The sequence below is a fragment of the Enterobacter sp. C6 genome (assembly GCF_008122455.1).
Classification (GTDB): domain Bacteria; phylum Pseudomonadota; class Gammaproteobacteria; order Enterobacterales; family Enterobacteriaceae; genus Enterobacter; species Enterobacter pseudoroggenkampii.
Genome location: NZ_QPFW01000169.1, coordinates 1 through 18,134 on the forward strand (window position 1 = coordinate 1; position 18,134 = coordinate 18,134).

The following is an 18,134-nucleotide window of genomic DNA, read 5'->3' on the forward strand; positions in this document are numbered from 1 at the left end:
TTGGTTGCGGGGGCCGGATTTGAACCGACGACCTTCGGGTTATGAGCCCGACGAGCTACCAGGCTGCTCCACCCCGCGTCCGTGGATGCGCACTATACTCGGATAGGTTTGTGATGCAACCCCTTTTTCACATTTATCATGATTTTGTATGCAAATTGAACGACATGGCGTTGTTTGGACTACTTTTTGCGCAAAATTTGCCAAAGGGCATGCGATCGCATTTCATTAGCCCTGGCGGTTTGTTATCTTCATCACGCGGAAATGGGCAACTTAAAGACGAGATATAATGAAAGGACGTTGGGCGAAGTATCTGATGGCGGGCGCAATGGTAGCGATTCTTGCGGCCTGTTCTTCCAAACCGACCGATCGCGGTCAACAGTATAAAGACGGGAAGTTATCCCAGCCTTTCTCTTTAGTTAATCAGCCTGATGCGGTCGGCGCACCGATTAATGCCGGTGATTTCTCCGAGCAGGTCTACCAGATCCGCAACGCGTCGCCGCGTCTATATGGCACTCAGAGTAGCGTGTATAACGCGGTCCAGGACTGGCTGAAAGCAGGCGGCGATACGCGCAACATGCGCCAGTTTGGTATCGACGCCTGGCAGATGGAAGGGGCCGATAACTACGGCAACGTTCAGTTTACCGGCTATTACACCCCGGTTATCCAGGCACGACACTCGCGTCAGGGCGAGTTCCAGTATCCTATCTACCGTATGCCGCCAAAACGCGGTCGTCTGCCGTCTCGCGCTGAGATCTACGCCGGTGCGCTGAGCGAAAACTACGTTCTGGCCTACAGCAACTCCCTGATGGATAACTTCATCATGGACGTTCAGGGCAGCGGCTACATTGATTTTGGCGACGGTTCACCGCTTAACTTCTTTAGCTATTCCGGTAAAAACGGCCACGCCTATCGCAGTATTGGCAAGGTGCTGATCGACCGTGGCGAAGTGAAGAAAGAAGACATGTCGATGCAGGCGATCCGCGAGTGGGGCGAGAAACACAGCGAAGCCGAGGTGCGTGAGCTGCTGGAGCAGAATCCGTCGTTCGTCTTCTTCAAACCGCAAAACTTCGCCCCGGTGAAAGGGGCTAGTGCCGTTCCGCTGATTGGCCGCGCGTCGGTAGCATCGGATCGCTCGATTATTCCTGCCGGCACCACGCTGCTGGCTGAGGTTCCTCTGCTGGACAACAACGGCAAGTTCAACGGCCAGTATGAGCTGCGTCTGATGGTGGCGCTGGACGTCGGCGGGGCGATCAAAGGCCAGCACTTCGATATCTATCAGGGCATTGGCCCTGACGCTGGCCACCGCGCGGGCTGGTATAACCACTACGGACGCGTGTGGGTACTGAAGGCGGCGCCGGGTGCCGGAAACGTATTCAGCGGCTGATTGTGGTATTCTGAGCGCAATACGGATTACTGTTCAGGGTGAGGAAAACCTCACCCTTTTTACATCTGAGGTTTTATGTCTGTGGTAATCAGCGACGCCTGGCGCCAGCGTTTTGGCGGGACGGCACGTTTATATGGTGAAAAAGCCCTGCAGCTGTTTGCGGATGCGCATGTCTGCGTCGTGGGCATTGGTGGTGTGGGATCGTGGGCGGCAGAAGCGCTGGCGAGAACCGGAATTGGCGCAATCACGCTGATTGACATGGATGACGTGTGCGTCACCAACACCAACCGTCAAATTCACGCTCTGCGTGATAGCGTCGGCCTGGCAAAATCTGAGGTCATGGCGGAGCGTATCCGCTTGATCAACCCGGAGTGCCGCGTGACGGTGATCGACGACTTTGTGACGGCAGATAACGTCGCGGAGTATATGAGTAAAGGCTACAGCTATGTGATTGACGCCATCGACAGCGTGCGGCCAAAAGCGGCGCTGATCGCATACTGCCGCCGCTACAAGGTGCCGCTGGTCACGACGGGCGGCGCGGGCGGGCAAATCGATCCGACGCAGATCCAGGTGGCCGATCTGGCGAAAACCATTCAGGATCCGCTGGCGGCCAAGCTGCGTGAGCGCCTGAAGAGCGACTTTAACGTGGTGAAGAACAGCAAAGGCAAGCTGGGCGTCGACTGCGTGTTCTCGACCGAAGCGCTGGTCTACCCGCAGGCGGACGGTTCCGTGTGTGCGATGAAAAGCACGGCGGAAGGGCCAAAGAGAATGGATTGTGCCTCAGGCTTTGGCGCGGCCACCATGGTGACCGCCTCCTTCGGCTTTGTGGCGGTGTCTCACGCCCTTAAGAAAATGATGGCGAAGGCGGAACGTCAGGCCTGAGCCTGACGTGCGGCATCCAGTACCGCGTCGCTGAGCGCGATCAACCCCTGACCGCGCGAGGCGCTGAGCTGCGCGCGCAGCCCAAGCTCATCAAATAACGCCAGCGGCGAATGTGCCAGCAGTTCCGCCGCGCTTTTCCCTTCCACAGCGGTTAACAATACGGCCAGCAGGCCCCGGACAATGCGGCCTTCGCTGTCGCCGAAGAAGTGCAGCTTCTCGCCGGAGACGCTCACGCCCAGCCAGACGCGGTTTTCACAGCCTGCGATCTCTTTCGCCTGCGCTTTGAGATCGTCTGAAAGCGCAGGGAGCTGTTTACCCAGCAGGATCAGCTGACGATATTTATCTTCCCACTGCTGGAGCGGGGCGAAGGTCTGTTTTAAGGTCTCTTCTGTGATGACAGTGCCAAACGGATGTCCGGCTAAAGCAGCGCTAGTCATTAATCCACCAGTATTTCAAGGGCGCGGTCAACGGCGGCAACCAGCGCGTCGACATCGCTTTGGGTATTATACGGCGCAAACGAGGCGCGCAGCGTACCGTTAACGCCGAGCGCCGCCAGCAGCGGCTGGGCGCAGTGCTGTCCGGCACGCAGGGCAATGCCATATCCGGCCAGCAGCGTCACCATGTCGCTATGATGAACGCCCGCAAAATCAAAGGCGAGCAGGCTGGAGTCCTGAACGCGGAACGAGCGGAAACCCGGGCGCTTTTTGAGTTCTTCCTCTGCCAGCGTCGCCAGTCCCCGGCTCCAGCTTTCAGCCTGGACAATGTCGGTTTCTGCCAGCCACTCCAGCGCCGCGCTTAAGCCAATCACCCCCGCCACGTTCGGCGTACCGGCTTCCAGACGATAGGGAACATCCTGAGTTTTGAAGCCATCGAACGACACTTCGGTAATCATTTTGCCGCCACCGAGCCACGGCGTCATTTTTGCCAGCAGATCTGGCTTGCCATATAACGCCCCTATACCGGTTGGTCCGTAGAGCTTATGTCCTGAGAAGGCATAGAAGTCGATATCCAGCGCCTGCACATCAGCGGGGAAGTGCACCACGCCCTGCGCGCCGTCGACCATTACCACCATCCCGCTGGCATGGGCTATGCGAATGGCCTGAGCCAGGTCCGGGCAGCCTCCCGTGACGTTCGACATCTGTCCGAGCGCCAGAATGCGGCTGCGGGAGGTAATCAGCTCGGGGAGACGGGCCACATCGGGCAGAAGGTCTGCACCCAGTGGAAGCTTCACCACGCGTGCACCCGTTTGCTCGGCCACCATCAGCCACGGCACCAGGTTGGCGTGATGTTCCGCCTCGCTAACGACGATCTCATCGCCCGGCTGAAGCAGCGGGCGCGCGTAGCACTGGGCCACCATGTTGATGGCCTCGGTCGTACCGCGCGTCCAGACGATGTTTTTCCCGCTTTCGGCATTGATCAGGTGCGCGACCTGATCGCGTGCCGCTTCATAGCGCGCGGTTAAACGCTGCGCTTCGGCAAACTGGCTGCGATGCACGTTCCCGGCGCTCAGGCTGTAGAACTGCTGCGTGGCCTCAATCACTGCCTGGGGCTTAAGGGCGGTGGCGGCGCTGTCCAGATAAATACCGGCATCGGCCAGGGCCGGAAACTGTGCGCGGAACTGCGCAGGGCTGAAAGCGTTCATGGGATTCCTCATTTCAATATAGCGATCGTCGCGCAATTTCAGCGGCAGGGCAAGGAGGTTGATATCTATCAGAATTGTCTGCTTATCCTGATGACCCTAAAAAAGCAGGTTATGCTAAATAGTGTTAGGCGGATGTTTTAGCCTGTTATAAATCGAGGTTTGAATAGCATTAATTGCTAAAGGAGAATAATCATGAATAAGACAGCTGCAATCATTTCTGCCTGTGCGTTTACTTTTGCCCTGAGCGCGTGTTCCGGTAACAACTACGTGATGCACACCAACGATGGTCGTTCTATCGTATCGGAAGGGAAACCGACGACTGATAACGATACCGGGATGATTTCATACAAAGATGCTAACGGGAACAAGCAGCAGATCAACCGCACGGACGTGAAAGAGATGAAAGAGATCGAGCATTAACAGATCGCAGGCGAAAAAAAAGCACCGCAAATTGGCGGTGCTACATTAATCACTATGGACAGACAGGGTAAATGTACAGGAAGTGAAAAATTGGTAGCGTTGCTACCGTGGTCTGAATCGCAGACCAATTGCAAACACAACAACACAACATCACAACCGTAAGCCAAAAGCCCTTCAGAACACGCATTCCGAAAAAAGCTCTTCGTTCCGGCTCAGGAAGTGCCGCCACTATAGGTATTTGCTGGTAGTTCCTCAACGGACAAATTATAATGGCTCAGATAAAAAAAACTAATAGGTTAAACGTTGTTTCCTGTTTGTTAAAATCCGTTAACATCTAAGCCAGATAACCATGTCAAAGCGATTGCCACCCCTCAATGCATTACGTGTTTTTGATGCAGCAGCACGTCACCTGAGCTTCACCCGCGCAGCCGATGAGCTTTTTGTGACACAGGCCGCAGTAAGTCATCAAATCAAGTCTCTGGAGGATTTTCTGGGCCTTAAGCTGTTTCGTCGACGCAACCGTTCGTTGCTGTTGACCGAAGAGGGGCAGAGCTATTTTCAGGATATTAAAGAGATTTTTTCACAGCTTACGGAAGCCACGCGTAAGCTGCAGGCTCGCAGTGCAAAAGGTGCCCTGACCGTCAGTTTATTGCCCAGTTTTGCCATTCAATGGCTGGTGCCAAGACTCTCAAGCTTTAACTCAGCTTATCCGGGGATCGACGTTCGAATCCAGGCCGTAGATCGTCAGGAAGATAAGCTGGCAGATGACGTGGACGTTGCCATTTTTTATGGTCGCGGTAACTGGCCGGGCTTGCGTGTTGAGAAATTATACGCAGAATATCTCCTGCCGGTCTGCTCTCCCCTGCTGTTAACAGGTGAAAAGGCGCTGAAGTCACCCGCTGACCTGGCTCAGCATACGCTTTTGCATGATGCCTCTCGACGCGACTGGCAAACTTATACCCGTCAATTAGGTCTTACTCATATAAACGTGCAGCAGGGACCCATCTTTAGCCACAGTGCGATGGTGTTACAGGCTGCCATTCACGGGCAGGGCGTGGCGTTGGCGAACAACGTCATGGCGCAGTCCGAAATTGAGGCAGGCCGCCTGGTTTGCCCTTTTAATGATGTACTGGTCAGCAAGAATGCGTTTTATCTGGTTTGTCATGACAGTCAGGCAGAACTGGGTAAAATAGCCGCCTTCCGGCAGTGGATACTGGCGAAAGCGGCAACCGAGCAAGAAAAATTCCGCTTCAGGTATGAACAATAACGTTTGTGTGCCGGGCACGCATCAATTCAGGACTTAAACATGACCAGCCGATTCATGCTGATTTTTGCCGCGGTGAGTGGCTTTATTTTTGTTGCACTGGGCGCCTTTGGCGCACATGTCTTAAGCAAGTCTTTAGGCGCAGTAGAGATGGGCTGGATCCAGACCGGCCTTGAATATCAGGCGTTCCACACGCTGGCTATTTTTGGGCTGGCGGTGGCGATGCAGCGCCGTATCAGTATCTGGTTTTACTGGAGCAGCGTGTTTATGGCGCTGGGTACCGTGTTGTTCAGCGGTAGCCTGTACTGCCTTGCGCTCTCACATCTGCGCCTGTGGGCGTTCGTTACACCTGTCGGCGGCTTCAGCTTCCTGGCGGGTTGGGTATTAATGTTTATCGGAGCTATCCGTCTGAAACGCAAGGGCGTTGTTCATGAATAAGGTTGTTTTATATTGTCGCCCGGGGTTTGAGAAAGAGTGCGCCGCGGAAATTACCGATAAAGCGGCGAAGCGCGAAGTCTTCGGCTTTGCCCGCGTAAAAGAGAACGCGGGCTATGTGGTATTCGAGTGCTATCAGCCTGAAGACGCAGACAAGCTGGCACGCGAGCTACCGTTCAGCTCGCTGATCTTTGCTCGCCAGATGTTTGTTGCGGGTGAGCTGCTGAAGGATCTTCCGCCGGAAGACCGCATCACGCCAATTGTCGGCATGCTGCAGGGCGTGGTGGAGAAGGGCGGCGATCTGCGCGTTGAAGTGGCGGATACCAACGAAAGTAAAGAGCTGATGAAGTTCTGCCGTAAGTTCACCGTGCCGCTGCGTGCGGCGCTGCGTGATGCGGGCGTGCTGACGAACTACGAAACGGCGAAGCGTCCGGTGGTGCATATCTTCTTTATCGCACCAGGCTGCTGTTATACGGGCTATTCATACACTACCAACAACTCTCCCTTCTTTATGGGCATCCCGCGTTTGCGCTTCCCGTCCGATGCGCCAAGCCGTTCCACGCTCAAGCTGGAAGAGGCGTTCCACGTCTTTATCCCGGCGGATGAGTGGGATGAGCGTCTGGCAAACGGCATGTACGCCGTCGACCTTGGCGCGTGCCCGGGCGGCTGGACCTATCAGCTGGTGAAACGCAATATGTGGGTATCGTCTGTTGATAACGGTCCAATGGCGCAAAGCCTGATGGACACCGGGCAGGTCACGTGGCTGCGTGAAGATGGTTTCCGCTATCGCCCGAACCGTAACAACATCTCGTGGATGGTGTGCGATATGGTTGAGAAGCCGGCAAAAGTCGCCGCGCTAATGGCCTCCTGGCTGGTGAACGGCTGGTGCCGTGAGACCATTTTCAACCTCAAGCTGCCGATGAAAAAGCGCTATGAGGAAGTGTCGCAGAACCTGGCGTACATTCAGGAGCAGATGGACGAACACGGTATTAACGTGGAGATCCAGGCGCGTCAGCTGTATCACGACCGCGAAGAGGTGACGGTGCATATTCGTCGCTGGTGGGCTGCGGTTGGCGGACGTCGCGACGAGCGATAGTGCGCTGATTGCCCCTCACCCCGGCCCTCTCCCCAAAGGGGCGAGGGGGAAAAGACCGCACCGAGCAGTTCCCTCTCCCCTATGGGGAGAGGGTTAGGGTGAGGGGGCATTAACGTTCTAACCGCAGCTGCTGTAAATTCCCGTCCAGCTGTAAATCCGTCTGTAGCGTTGCGATTTCCCGGCAGATAAACGCCATCTCTTTATGCGCCTCCAGCTTTTTGCGCCACTTTCCTGGCACCTCATCCAGACGGGCGTAAATTCCTTCCAGACTCTGAAAATCGTTCAGCAGCTGTGCGGCACTCTTCGGCCCAATCCCGGCCACACCCGGAACCTTAGAACTGCTGATGCCTGCCAGCCCCCAGTAGTCCGGCAGTTGCTCAGGCGAGACGCCAAACTCGCTGGCAATAAACGGCGCGTCCAGCCAGCGTTTTTGAAAATAGTCGCGAATGCGGATAGTGGGGGAGAGCAGCTGGCAGTAGCCTTTGTCCGTTGAAACGATCGTGGCCTGATGCCCGGCACTCGCCACCTTTACGGCCAGGGTGGCCGCAAGATCGTCGGCTTCATTTCCCTGTGCCCCCCAGCAGGGGACGCCCCGCTGTTCAAATGCGGCGCGCAGCATGGGCAATTCAGCGTGAAGATCGTCCGGCATCGGTGCGCGTCCGGCTTTGTAGTCCGGTAGACGCTGGTGCCGCCAGCCCGTATTGCGGGCTTCGTCATCAAATACCGCGACCGCATGGGTGGGTTCACTGTGGCGGATAAGCTGTTCCAGCGCGTGCAGACAGGTGTCTTTACAAGGCGTCCCCTGTACCGCATGGATACGGCGAATCAGGTTAAGTGCATCGACGATAAGTAAATGAACGGCCACAGATAATCTCCCTTCTATCTAATGCAGGAAGGGTAACACTGTCAGCAGCATGAAACTATGAATGGTGGGGAAAACAGGAAGAAGCCTCGCAAAACGAGGCTTCCTGAGAGGCTTAATCGCAGGTCACGATCTTCATCGCCAGGCCGCCGCGAGAGGTTTCGCGGTATTTGGCGTTCATATCTTTACCCGTTTCGTACATGGTTTCGATAACCTTATCGAGACAGACGCGCGGCTCGCTGGTGCGGCGCAGCGCCATACGTGCCGCGTTCACCGCCTTCACGGAGGCAATCGCGTTACGTTCGATGCACGGCACCTGTACCTGTCCGGCAACCGGGTCACAGGTCAGTCCCAGGTTATGTTCCATGCCGATTTCCGCAGCAATGCACACCTGGGTCGGGCTTGCACCCAACAGTTCGGCCAGACCCGCCGCCGCCATGGAGCACGCCACGCCGACTTCACCCTGACAGCCCACTTCCGCACCGGAAATGGACGCGTTCATCTTATACAGCGAACCAATCGCACTGGCGACCAGCAGGTAGCGTGCCAGTGAGTTGGCGTTTACTTCACGGATAAACTTGTCGTAGTACGCCAGCACCGCCGGAACGATACCGCAGGCACCGTTAGTCGGCGCGGTGACCACACGGCCCCCTGCGGCGTTCTCTTCGTTCACCGCCAGGGCGAACATGTTGATCCAGTCAACGACGGCCATTGGGTCCGTTGTCGTTTTGTCAGTGCTCACCAGCATACGGCGCAGCGCTGCAGCACGACGCGGCACGCGAAGCTTGCCAGGCAGAACGCCTTCGGTGGTGATCCCGCGCTCAATACCGCCGCGCATCACGTCCCAGACGTTGGTGAAGTGCTGTTCGAGTTCTTCTTTGCTGTGAAGTGCCAGCTCGTTTTTCATCATCAGGCCGGAGAGGGAAAGGCCCGTCTCCTGGCAGTGACGCTGAAGATCCGCCGCCGTTTTGTACGGATACGGCACCTCGACAGAAGCGTTATCGGTTTGACCAAAGTGGTCTTCGTCGACGATAAAACCGCCGCCGATAGAGTAATACGTCTGGCTGTATACCGCTTTGTCGCCGGCCAGTGCGGTAATGCGCATGCCGTTTTCGTGCAGCGACAGGTTGTCCGCATGGAAATTCATGCAGTGATCAACCGGGAATTCAACCTCATGCTCACCGTTCGCCAGCAGCAGGCGACCGTGGGTATTCACATCCTGGATGAAGCCTGGGATCGCATCAATATCAACGGTATCCGGCAGATTTCCCGCCAGGCCCATGATAATGGCGATATCGGTATGGTGGCCTTTCCCGGTCAGGGAAAGCGAGCCGTATACATCGACAACCACGCGGGTAACGTCATGCAAGATGCCGCGTGCAATCAAGTCATCCGTGAACTGCTTACCGGCTTTCATTGGTCCGACGGTGTGAGAGCTGGAAGGACCAATACCGATTTTGAAAATATCGAATACGCTAATCATGATGCGTCCATTGCTTTCAGTCAGAGAGGGAGGAGTGCGCCGTCCGAAGACGGCGCGGGTGATAATCAGAACATGGTGTACAGGGAGTAGAAGATCGCAGAGATTGCGATAAGACCCATGATAACCACAAAGACGTTGCTCACATGACCGCTGTACTTGCGCATAGCAGGGACTTTCTGAATCGCGTACATCGGCATCAGGAACAGAATCATCGCGATGACCGGGCCGCCCAGGGTTTCAATCATGCCCAGGATGCTTGGGTTCAGCGTTGCTACCGCCCAGGTGGTGAGCAGCATGAACAGTGCAGTGATTTTGTTCAGCTTGTTGATTTCAATGCTCTTGCCTTTACCGCGCAGAGATTTAATCACCATACCGTTGAAGCCTTCACGTGCGCCGAGGTAGTGGCCCAGGAAGGATTTGGTGATGGCGATAATCGCGATGATAGGTGCCATCCACGCAATGACAGGTGCGTTAAAGTGGTTTGCCAGGTAAGACAGAATAGAGATGTTCTGCTCTTTCGCTGCCGCCAGGTCCGCCGGGGAGAGGCTCAGTACGCAGCTGAAGACGAAGAACATAACGGTCAGCACCATCATGATGTGAGCGCGTGCCAGGATGCTGGAGCACTTCTTCTCTGCACCATTACCGTACTCTTCACGTTTCGCAACAGCGAAAGAGGAGATGATTGGGGAGTGGTTGAAAGAGAACACCATTACCGGAATCGCCAGCCAGAGTGTCATCAGCAGGCCGTTACCGGTTGCCGATGCGCTGCTCAGGGACAGGGTTTCCAGTGCTGCACCGTTCCACTGTGGGATCAGGTAGCAAGCCAGTACCATCAGAGCAATAACGAACGGGAAGACCAGTACGCTCATTGCTTTCACAATCATCTGCTCACCGAAGCGCACGATGGTCATCATGCCCACAATCAGGATCAGAGACAGAATCGCACGCGGCGGCGGCGTCATGTGCAGCTGGTGCATCATGAAGCTTTCAACGGTGTTAGTGATCGCCACGCTGTAGACCAGCAGAATAGGGTAAATCGCGAAGAAGTAGAGCAGGGTAATCAATTTACCTGCGCCCACGCCGAAATGCTCTTCAACTACTTCAGTGATGTCTTCGCCCGGGTTTTTACCGGACAGCACGAAGCGGGTCAGACCGCGGTGTGCAAAGAAGGTCATCGGGAAAGCAATGATAGCCATAATGATCAGCGGGATCAGACCGCCGACGCCTGCGTTGATAGGAAGGAACAGTACACCAGCGCCGATTGCTGTGCCGTAAAGGCCAAGCATCCACATGGTATCCGTTTTGCGCCAACCACTTCGGGATTCAATCGAAGCAACGGTGCTGGTTTGAGTGGTTTCCATCTGTATCTCCTGGAGGAAGCGAATTGTCAGGTTTTTAGTCAAATCCGATGAAAAAGTGCCTGACGGTAATATGAAATTCGTTCAGTGACGGTTTTTTAATAATTTTTGCCCGTAACTATTGGCGGGCGGAAAGATACATTCTAGTTATGAATCTATCAGTGATCGTGATCCCAAATGCAATAATCCACTTATGATGTGGGCATCTTTAGACCATTTATCTGTTAAAAAAACATCAAAGAGAATTTACGGGCGCGAAGGCTACCACCAACGACATGTGCGCTGAAAGACCGCCCCGTGATATAGGTGTCTTTCGCTGTAAAGAAATGGGTTTTTAGTATTTTCTGGCAGGTAATTTGGATTAAGGCTGATAATTTACGGTTGCAAAATGCAGGTAATCGTTTGCGTATGTGACAACTTTGTAAAAGATATAAGTGATGCCTATGAATTACATCAGGAATAAAAAAAGCCGGGACGCGCAACAGGGCGACCCGGCTTTGATGAGATATCGCTAAGCGTCAGGTGCAGATTTCGTAGCAAGGAATATAGGCAGAGCCCGGCAGCTTCATGCGGTGCTGGGCGACAAAGCCCTGCAGCATGTCATCCATACGGCGCATCATCTCCGGATCGCCGTGGATCTTGTACGGACCGTACTGCTCAATGGCGCGGATACCGACCTCTTTGACGTTGCCCGCCACAATCCCGGAGAAGGCGCGACGCAGATCGGCGGCCAGGACTTCCACCGGCTGATCCGGGTAAAGTTTCAGGTTAGCCATGTTCTCGTGTGAAGGCTCGAACGGGATCTGCAGGTCCGGCGCAATTCGGATTGACCAGTTAAAGCTGTACGCATCACCGGTATCGCGACGGTTTTCTTTCACCAATGGCATCGCTTTCTTCATCTGGCGGGCCACTTCTGCGGCATCGTCGATGATGATGCGATAGTGACGACGCGCGGCTTCACCCAGCGTGTGCACGATAAACTCGTCCAGCACGCGGAAGTAGTCGGCGCTCTCTTTTGGCCCGGTCAGGATCAGCGGCAGAACCTGATCTTTGTTGGCCGGGTTCATCAGAATACCCAGCAGGTAGAGCAGCTCCTCCGCTGTCCCCACGCCGCCCGGGAAGATGATAATGCCGTGGGCGATACGGACAAACGCCTCAAGACGTTTCTCGATATCCGGCATGATAATCAGCTCGTTAACCAGCGGGTTAGGTGGCTCAGCCGCGATGATGGACGGCTCGGTCATGCCGATGAAACGCCCCTCTTTATAACGCTGCTGCGCGTGTCCCACTGCGGCTCCTTTCATTGGCGCTTCCATCGCACCCGGACCACAGCCGGTACAGATATTCAGCTCGCGCAGGCCCAGCTGGGTGCCCACCCGGCGCGCATAAAGGTATTCGGTTTCGTTAATGGAGTGACCGCCCCAGCAGACGACCATGTTCGGCGCTTCACCCACGTGCAGGGCACGGGCGTTACGCAAAATGGAGAACACCAGGTTGGTGATATGGACTGAGCTTTCCAGGTCGAGATGCTGGAAACGGCCTGCGTTGTGGATCTGCCCGTTAACAAACAGGATGTCACGCAGCACGGCAAACAGGTTAGCCTGAAGTGAACGAATGATGCGCCCATCGACAAAGGCCTCTTCCGGCGGGTTGATGACTTCAAGCTTCACGCCACGCTCGCGGCGCAGCACGTTGATATCAAAGCTTTCGAAGCGGGACAGCAGTTCTTTACTGTTATCTGTCAGGCTTCCGGAGTTCAGTACGGCAAGTGAACAGTTACGAAACAGTTGATAAAGATCGCTGCTGGCCGTGCGCTTAAGCATGTCCACTTCCAGCTGCGACAACATATCCATTGAGCCAAGCGGGCTAATATGTGTAATCAAGTGAGCTCCTTACGGGACGATTATCGTCTTTCCCTGTTGATTACAATAGCCCTGGCGCGTGACGTTTCACAACCTAAAGCGCGGAAGATACCGCGCATATTGTGAAAATATTTATATTACTGACGCACCAGCCGTCCCGTCGCCGGCACAAAATCGGTGTTGGTGCGCCACGGGTTAATGTCCAGACCGCCGCGGCGGGTGTAGCGCGCGTAAACGCTCAGCTTCTCCGGCTGACAAAAACGCTGAATATCGCTAAAGATGCGCTCCACGCACTGCTCGTGGAATTCGTTGTGATGGCGGAACGACACCAGGTAGCGCAGCAATTTTTCCCGGTCGATTTTTGGGCCGCGGTACTGGATCTGCACCGAGCCCCAGTCCGGCTGGTGGGTGATCAGGCAGTTGGATTTCAGCAGATGGCTGACCAGCGTCTCTTCGACCACTTTTCCGCTCGCCGCGTTTTCGAGGTAATCGGCGCTGAATTCATAATTCTCCACCTCAATATCCTGATCGTCGATGCAGGTCCCGTTGAAGTGGGCGACAGGCTGCCCTTCCAGCTCGTGCAGGCGATACAGTGAAACGCTTACCTTACCCTGCGCGCAGGCGCTTAAGTCACGTTCCAGGGTGTGCTGAACGTCGTCCCAGCTGTTGAATTTTGTCTGGTTAAAACTGTTGAGATACAGCTTAAAGCTTTTGGACTCGACGAGATTAACGCTGGCGTAATCCAGCTCGACGTGGCCCACCGCCACCTGCGGCAGACCGCGTGCGTTGAGCCAGGAGAGTTCGTACAGCGTCCAGATATCACCGCCGACAAACGGCAATGCGTCCGCATGCAGACCCAAAGGATCGCGATTCAGGCTGCGCGGTACGCCCTGCAGCAGGCTTGCATCGTAGGTATCGCGGTAATCGGTCGATTTACCCAGCGTTAAGCCGGTTAACGCCTGATGATTTTCGTAAGACATGTTTCATAGCCACTTTACAGGTACACTTATGGGCTGAGTTTATCCTGTCTGACAAGAAGAGAGAAATCGGTGGACATCGAAACTGCAAATGCCCTCACTACCTTCACGACCCGCTATTGCGACGCATGGCATGAAAAGCAGGGCTCGTGGCCGCAAAGTGCTGATTTATATGGCGTACCCTCGCCGTGCATTATCTCTTCGCTTGAGGATTACGTTATCTGGCAACCGAAGCCCAATACCGGCGAGCAAAATGTAAATGCGGTTGAACGGGCAATGGACATTGTGGTACAACCAGCGGTTCATGCGTTTTATACCACGCAGTTCGCAGGGGATATGCCCGCGCGCTTTGCTGATATCACGCTGACGCTGTTGCAGACCTGGAGCGAAGACGATCTGCAGCGTGTTCAGGAAAACCTGATTGGTCATCTGGTCACGCAAAAGCGCCTTAAGCTTTCTCCGACGCTCTTTATTGCCACGCTGGACAGTGAACTGGATGTGTTATCCGTCTGTAACCTGTCAGGTGAAGTGGTTAAAGAGACTATCGGTACCCGCAATCGCGAGACTCTCGCCCCCTCTCTTGCGGATTTCCTCACCCGACTTGAGCCACTTCTGTAATCCATGATGCTATAGCGCGTGTGAGAGATCTCTTACAAGGTTTGTGAGAGATCGCTGGAACATTCAGTATTACCTCATTTAGTTCAGATTAATATTACTCTGTTTTTCAATAGATTACGGCTTTATTGCACCATTTTTAGGGATTTCTTACAGCTTACACACCCGAAAGGGTGGGTTGTAAGACGAAGCGGAATAGCGGATTCTATCTCCGTCGACAGGATGCCGACACGAGAAACGAACATCAGGATGATGGCGTATCTCACTCAGGACTCGTCAGGATGGCGCTGCAGGAAGGCTTCAGGATGAAGCGAAGTGGATTACGCAGGATGCGTAAGGGACACCTCCAGGAAGGAGAACGAGAGCCGGTCAGGATGGTCGGTGGGTCTGGAAGGCCAGGACGTTTCAGGATGAAACAAACACGTCAGGAAGATGTGTGCAGGATGCATCGGTTTACGGATGACCAGGCCTTCGGGCTTCAGGAAAAGTTGTCACGGATGAGCAGGGAGCACGAATTGTAGCTGGAATGCTGCGGAACGAACCGGGAGCACTGTTTTTACAGTGCTCCCTTTTTTTATTTCTGTCTTCCGCAATGCTATGCTGCGCGCCGTTCACTTTTTCAGTTGAGGTTACTATGACGCAACACGATAGCGTTCGTGCTCAGTTGCACGCCATCGAAGCCCTTTTGCGCCAACATCAGCTGTGGCAGGAGACCGCGCCGCAGCCAGAAGCGTTCGCGAGCACCCAGCCCTTCTGCCTGGATACGCTGGCCCCGTTTGAGTGGCTGCAGTGGGTGTTAATTCCGCGTATGCATTCCCTGCTTGAGGGTGGTCACCCGCTGCCGCAGGCGTTTGCTGTCTCTCCCTACTATGAAATGGCGCTCGAGGCGACGCACCCTGCGCGTGACGTGATGCTGGTCGAACTGGAAAAACTGGATGCCCTGTTTGCCGGTGAAGATGCATGACGCTTGAGATCCTCTATCAGGACGAGTGGCTGGTGGCGGTGAATAAACCGTCAGGCTGGCTGGTGCACCGCAGCTGGCTGGATCGCGACGAGAAAGTGGTGGTGATGCAGACCGTTCGCGACCAGATTGGTCAGCATGTTTTTACCGCCCATCGTCTCGACAGACCGACCTCCGGCGTGTTGCTGATGGGGCTGTCCAGCGAAGCTGGCCGTCTGCTGGCGCAGCAGTTTGAACAGCACCAGATCCAGAAGCGCTACCACGCGATCGTGCGTGGCTGGCTGACCGAGTCCGCCACCCTGGACTACCCGCTGGTGGAGGAACTGGACAAAATTGCCGATAAATTTGCCCGCGATGACAAAGGTCCGCAGCCTGCGGTGACGGATTATCGCGGCATGGCGACGACGGAAATGCCGGTGGCCACCAGCAAATTTCCGACCACGCGCTACAGCCTGGTTGAGCTTCTGCCCAAAACCGGGCGTAAGCACCAGCTGCGACGCCATCTTGCACATCTGCGCCACCCGATTATTGGCGACAGCAAACACGGTGATTTGCGCCAGAACCGCAGCGCGGCCGAACACTTTGGCTGCCATCGCCTGATGCTGCACGCGAGCGAACTCAGCATGACGCACCCGTTTACCGGCGAGCCGCTGACTATTCGCGCGGGGCTGGACGACGTCTGGATGCAGGCGCTGTCACAGTTTGGCTGGCTGGGACAACTCCCCGAAAATGAAAGGGTTGAGTTTGTATCGGGCAACGTTCAGGATGAACAGTAAACGCATTCATTATGGGAAAATATCATGGCTGAAGTAGGCATTTTTGTCGGCACAATGTACGGCAATTCGCTGCTGGTCGCGGAAGAGGCTGAGGCGATTCTGGCAAGTCATGGCCATAAAGCCACGGTCTATGAAGACCCGGAGCTGGCAGACTGGGAAAAGTATAAAGACAAATACATTCTGGTGGTGACCTCCACCACCGGGCAGGGCGATCTGCCGGACAGCATCGTGCCGCTGTTCCAGGGCATTAAAGACGAGCTTGGCTATCAGCCAGATGTACACTACGGCATCATCGCCCTCGGCGACAGCTCTTACGCAAACTTCTGCGGCGGCGGCAAGCAGTTCGATGCGCTCCTGCAGGAGCAGAGCGCCCAGCGCGTCGGCGAGATGCTGCTGATTGATGCGGGTGAGCACCCGGAGCCAGAAAGCGAATCAAACCCATGGGTCGAGCACTGGGCAACGCTGCTTAAATAACCCTGCGCTATACCAATGGTGGGCCGGGTCAGGCGTAGCCGCCACCCGGCATTACACTCCGCACCAAACGCCATTTCCGTGAACCACCTTCCACTCCTCTGGGCTTATGCCCTAAACAACCTCCCTCACACCCTTTAATACTGTGTTTTTGCACGGTGAGAGAAGGCGTCACTCCTTCATATACTTTCCTGGTCACGATAAAACGGCTTCAGGCCGTACCAAAACGACAAAACAAATCTCATTCTGATTACCCTACCGGTGCTGTACAGAATGAACCTGGCGAAAGCTATGTTTCAGGAGTGCAACAATGAGTACATTAAGCCACGCGGCGAGCAGCGCTGAAAAGCGCACCAACGCCCGCTACTGGATAGTGGTGATGCTGTTTATCGTCACGTCCTTTAACTATGGTGACCGCGCCACGCTGTCGATTGCCGGTTCGGAAATGGCAAAAGATATCGGCCTTGATCCCGTGGGCATGGGTTACGTTTTCTCCGCATTCTCATGGGCCTACGTCATCGGGCAAATTCCTGGCGGCTGGCTGCTGGACCGTTTTGGATCTAAACGCGTCTATTTCTGGTCCATCTTTATCTGGTCTGCCTTTACCCTGCTGCAGGGCTTCGTCGATATCTTCAGCGGCTTCGGCATTATCGTGGCGCTCTTCACGCTGCGCTTCCTGGTGGGGTTAGCGGAAGCGCCTTCCTTCCCGGGCAACAGCCGCATTGTGGCGGCCTGGTTCCCGGCGCAGGAGAGGGGAACGGCGGTGGCGATTTTTAACTCCGCACAGTACTTCGCGACGGTGATCTTTGCGCCCATTATGGGCTGGCTGACCCATGAGGTGGGCTGGTCGCACGTGTTCTTCTTTATGGGCGGACTCGGGATCGTCATCAGCTTTATCTGGCTGAAAGTGATCCACGAACCCAACCAGCATCCTGGCGTAAACAAAAAAGAGCTGGAGTACATCGCAGAAGGCGGCGCGCTGATCAACATGGATCAGAAATCCTCGACGGCGAAAGTCCCGTTCAGCCAGAAATGGGCGCAGATCAGGCAGCTCGTCGGTTCGCGCATGATGATCGGGATCTATCTGGGCCAGTACTGTATCAACGCCTTAACCTACTTTTTCATCACCTGGTTCCCGGTTTACCTGGTGCAGGCACGCGGCATGTCGATTCTGAAAGCGGGATTCGTCGCCTCGGTTCCGGCCATCTGCGGTTTCGTGGGGGGCGTGCTCGGCGGGGTGATTTCCGACTGGCTGATGCGCCGCACCGGTTCCCTGAACATTGCGCGTAAAACGCCTATCGTGCTCGGCATGCTGCTCTCCATGACCATGGTGTTCTGTAACTACGTCAATGCCGAGTGGATGATCATCGGCTTTATGGCGATGGCCTTCTTCGGCAAAGGCATTGGCGCGCTGGGCTGGGCGGTGATGGCGGATACGGCCCCGAAAGAGATCAGCGGCCTGAGCGGCGGTCTGTTCAACATGTTCGGCAACATCTCCGGGATTGTTACGCCCATCGCGATCGGTTACATCGTCGGCACCACCGGATCGTTCAACGGTGCGCTGATCTACGTGGGTGTGCATGCGCTGGTGGCGGTACTGAGTTACCTGGTACTGGTGGGGGATATCAAACGCGTCGAACTTAAAC

18 protein-coding genes and 1 tRNA gene are annotated in these 18,134 nt (G+C 55.3%); 11 read left to right on the forward strand and 8 right to left on the reverse strand.

Annotated features, from left to right (window positions below; genetic code table 11):
* Position 1: 1 nt before the first annotated feature.
* Positions 2-78 (reverse strand) — tRNA-Met (locus DOU50_RS04865).
* Between the two features lie 208 nt (positions 79-286).
* Here DOU50_RS04865 and mltA point away from each other — a divergent pair.
* Complete coding sequence (mltA, locus tag DOU50_RS04870) at positions 287-1,384, forward strand: murein transglycosylase A (RefSeq protein WP_023309035.1); 1,098 nt, start codon at positions 287-289, stop codon at positions 1,382-1,384.
* 75 nt (positions 1,385-1,459) lie between these two features.
* Entirely contained in the window at positions 1,460-2,266 is an 807-nt protein-coding gene (gene tcdA / locus DOU50_RS04875) for a tRNA cyclic N6-threonylcarbamoyladenosine(37) synthase TcdA (protein WP_008499651.1), read from the forward strand.
* Here tcdA and csdE read toward each other — a convergent pair.
* Together csdE and csdA are read right to left on the reverse strand one after the other, a co-directional pair.
* A complete protein-coding gene (gene csdE, locus DOU50_RS04880; protein ID WP_023333259.1) occupies positions 2,257-2,703 on the reverse strand; it encodes a cysteine desulfurase sulfur acceptor subunit CsdE in 447 nt (148 codons plus the stop codon). The two genes, tcdA and csdE, sit on opposite strands and share 10 nt — an antisense overlap.
* The gene (gene csdA, locus DOU50_RS04885; RefSeq protein WP_032648116.1) at positions 2,703-3,908 is read right to left on the reverse strand and encodes a cysteine desulfurase CsdA; all 1,206 of its coding nucleotides are present in this window, start codon (positions 3,906-3,908) and stop codon (positions 2,703-2,705) included. Before csdA ends, csdE begins: the two co-directional genes overlap by 1 nt.
* A 192-nt stretch (positions 3,909-4,100) precedes the next feature.
* On the opposite strand from csdA, the gene DOU50_RS04890 reads away from it, so the two are divergent.
* The 4 genes from DOU50_RS04890 to rlmM all read left to right on the forward strand — a co-directional run bounded on the left by DOU50_RS04890 (position 4,101) and on the right by rlmM (position 7,123).
* A complete protein-coding gene (locus DOU50_RS04890) occupies positions 4,101-4,328 on the forward strand; it encodes a YgdI/YgdR family lipoprotein (RefSeq protein WP_008499648.1) in 228 nt (75 codons plus the stop codon).
* Positions 4,329-4,677: 349 nt separating this feature from the next.
* Positions 4,678-5,595, forward strand: a complete 918-nt coding sequence (gcvA, locus tag DOU50_RS04895) for a glycine cleavage system transcriptional regulator GcvA (protein WP_024909282.1) — start codon at positions 4,678-4,680, stop codon at positions 5,593-5,595.
* Between the two features lie 39 nt (positions 5,596-5,634).
* Entirely contained in the window at positions 5,635-6,030 is a 396-nt protein-coding gene (locus DOU50_RS04900) for a DUF423 domain-containing protein (RefSeq protein ID WP_023309031.1), read from the forward strand.
* Positions 6,023-7,123: a 23S rRNA (cytidine(2498)-2'-O)-methyltransferase RlmM gene (rlmM, locus tag DOU50_RS04905; RefSeq protein ID WP_148768933.1), complete on the forward strand. Its 1,101-nt coding sequence runs from the start codon at positions 6,023-6,025 to the stop codon at positions 7,121-7,123. Before DOU50_RS04900 ends, rlmM begins: the two co-directional genes overlap by 8 nt.
* A gap of 109 nt (positions 7,124-7,232) precedes the next feature.
* Here rlmM and xni read toward each other — a convergent pair whose 3' ends face one another.
* The 5 genes from xni to queF form a co-directional block, all read right to left on the reverse strand.
* Positions 7,233-7,988, reverse strand: a complete 756-nt coding sequence (xni, locus tag DOU50_RS04910; RefSeq protein ID WP_148768934.1) for a flap endonuclease Xni — start codon at positions 7,986-7,988, stop codon at positions 7,233-7,235.
* Positions 7,989-8,100: 112 nt separating this feature from the next.
* Positions 8,101-9,468 (reverse strand): L-serine ammonia-lyase II, encoded by a 1,368-nt coding sequence (gene sdaB / locus DOU50_RS04915; RefSeq protein WP_032648113.1) that lies wholly within the window; start codon positions 9,466-9,468, stop codon positions 8,101-8,103.
* Positions 9,469-9,533: 65 nt separating this feature from the next.
* Positions 9,534-10,829 (reverse strand): HAAAP family serine/threonine permease, encoded by a 1,296-nt coding sequence (locus DOU50_RS04920; RefSeq protein WP_024909280.1) that lies wholly within the window; start codon positions 10,827-10,829, stop codon positions 9,534-9,536.
* Positions 10,830-11,344: 515 nt separating this feature from the next.
* The gene (ppnN, locus tag DOU50_RS04925) at positions 11,345-12,709 is read right to left on the reverse strand and encodes a nucleotide 5'-monophosphate nucleosidase PpnN (protein ID WP_008499641.1); all 1,365 of its coding nucleotides are present in this window, start codon (positions 12,707-12,709) and stop codon (positions 11,345-11,347) included.
* Positions 12,710-12,825: 116 nt separating this feature from the next.
* Positions 12,826-13,668: an NADPH-dependent 7-cyano-7-deazaguanine reductase QueF gene (gene queF, locus DOU50_RS04930; protein WP_021241894.1), complete on the reverse strand. Its 843-nt coding sequence runs from the start codon at positions 13,666-13,668 to the stop codon at positions 12,826-12,828.
* A 69-nt stretch (positions 13,669-13,737) separates the two neighbouring features.
* On the opposite strand from queF, the gene syd reads away from it, so the two are divergent.
* From syd to DOU50_RS04965, 5 genes are all read left to right on the forward strand, one after another.
* Positions 13,738-14,283 (forward strand): SecY-interacting protein, encoded by a 546-nt coding sequence (gene syd / locus DOU50_RS04935; RefSeq protein ID WP_148768935.1) that lies wholly within the window; start codon positions 13,738-13,740, stop codon positions 14,281-14,283.
* A gap of 631 nt (positions 14,284-14,914) precedes the next feature.
* Positions 14,915-15,244 (forward strand): YqcC family protein, encoded by a 330-nt coding sequence (locus DOU50_RS04945; protein WP_148768936.1) that lies wholly within the window; start codon positions 14,915-14,917, stop codon positions 15,242-15,244.
* Complete coding sequence (gene truC / locus DOU50_RS04950) at positions 15,241-16,017, forward strand: tRNA pseudouridine(65) synthase TruC (RefSeq protein WP_024909276.1); 777 nt, start codon at positions 15,241-15,243, stop codon at positions 16,015-16,017. The genes DOU50_RS04945 and truC overlap by 4 nt, the downstream gene beginning before the upstream one ends.
* Positions 16,018-16,041: 24 nt before the next feature.
* Positions 16,042-16,491, forward strand: coding sequence for a flavodoxin (locus DOU50_RS04955; RefSeq protein ID WP_148768937.1), 450 nt, complete (start codon positions 16,042-16,044; stop codon positions 16,489-16,491).
* Between the two features lie 307 nt (positions 16,492-16,798).
* On the forward strand, positions 16,799-18,134 hold a 1,336-nt coding region (locus DOU50_RS04965; protein ID WP_148768938.1), incomplete at its 3' end, for an MFS transporter.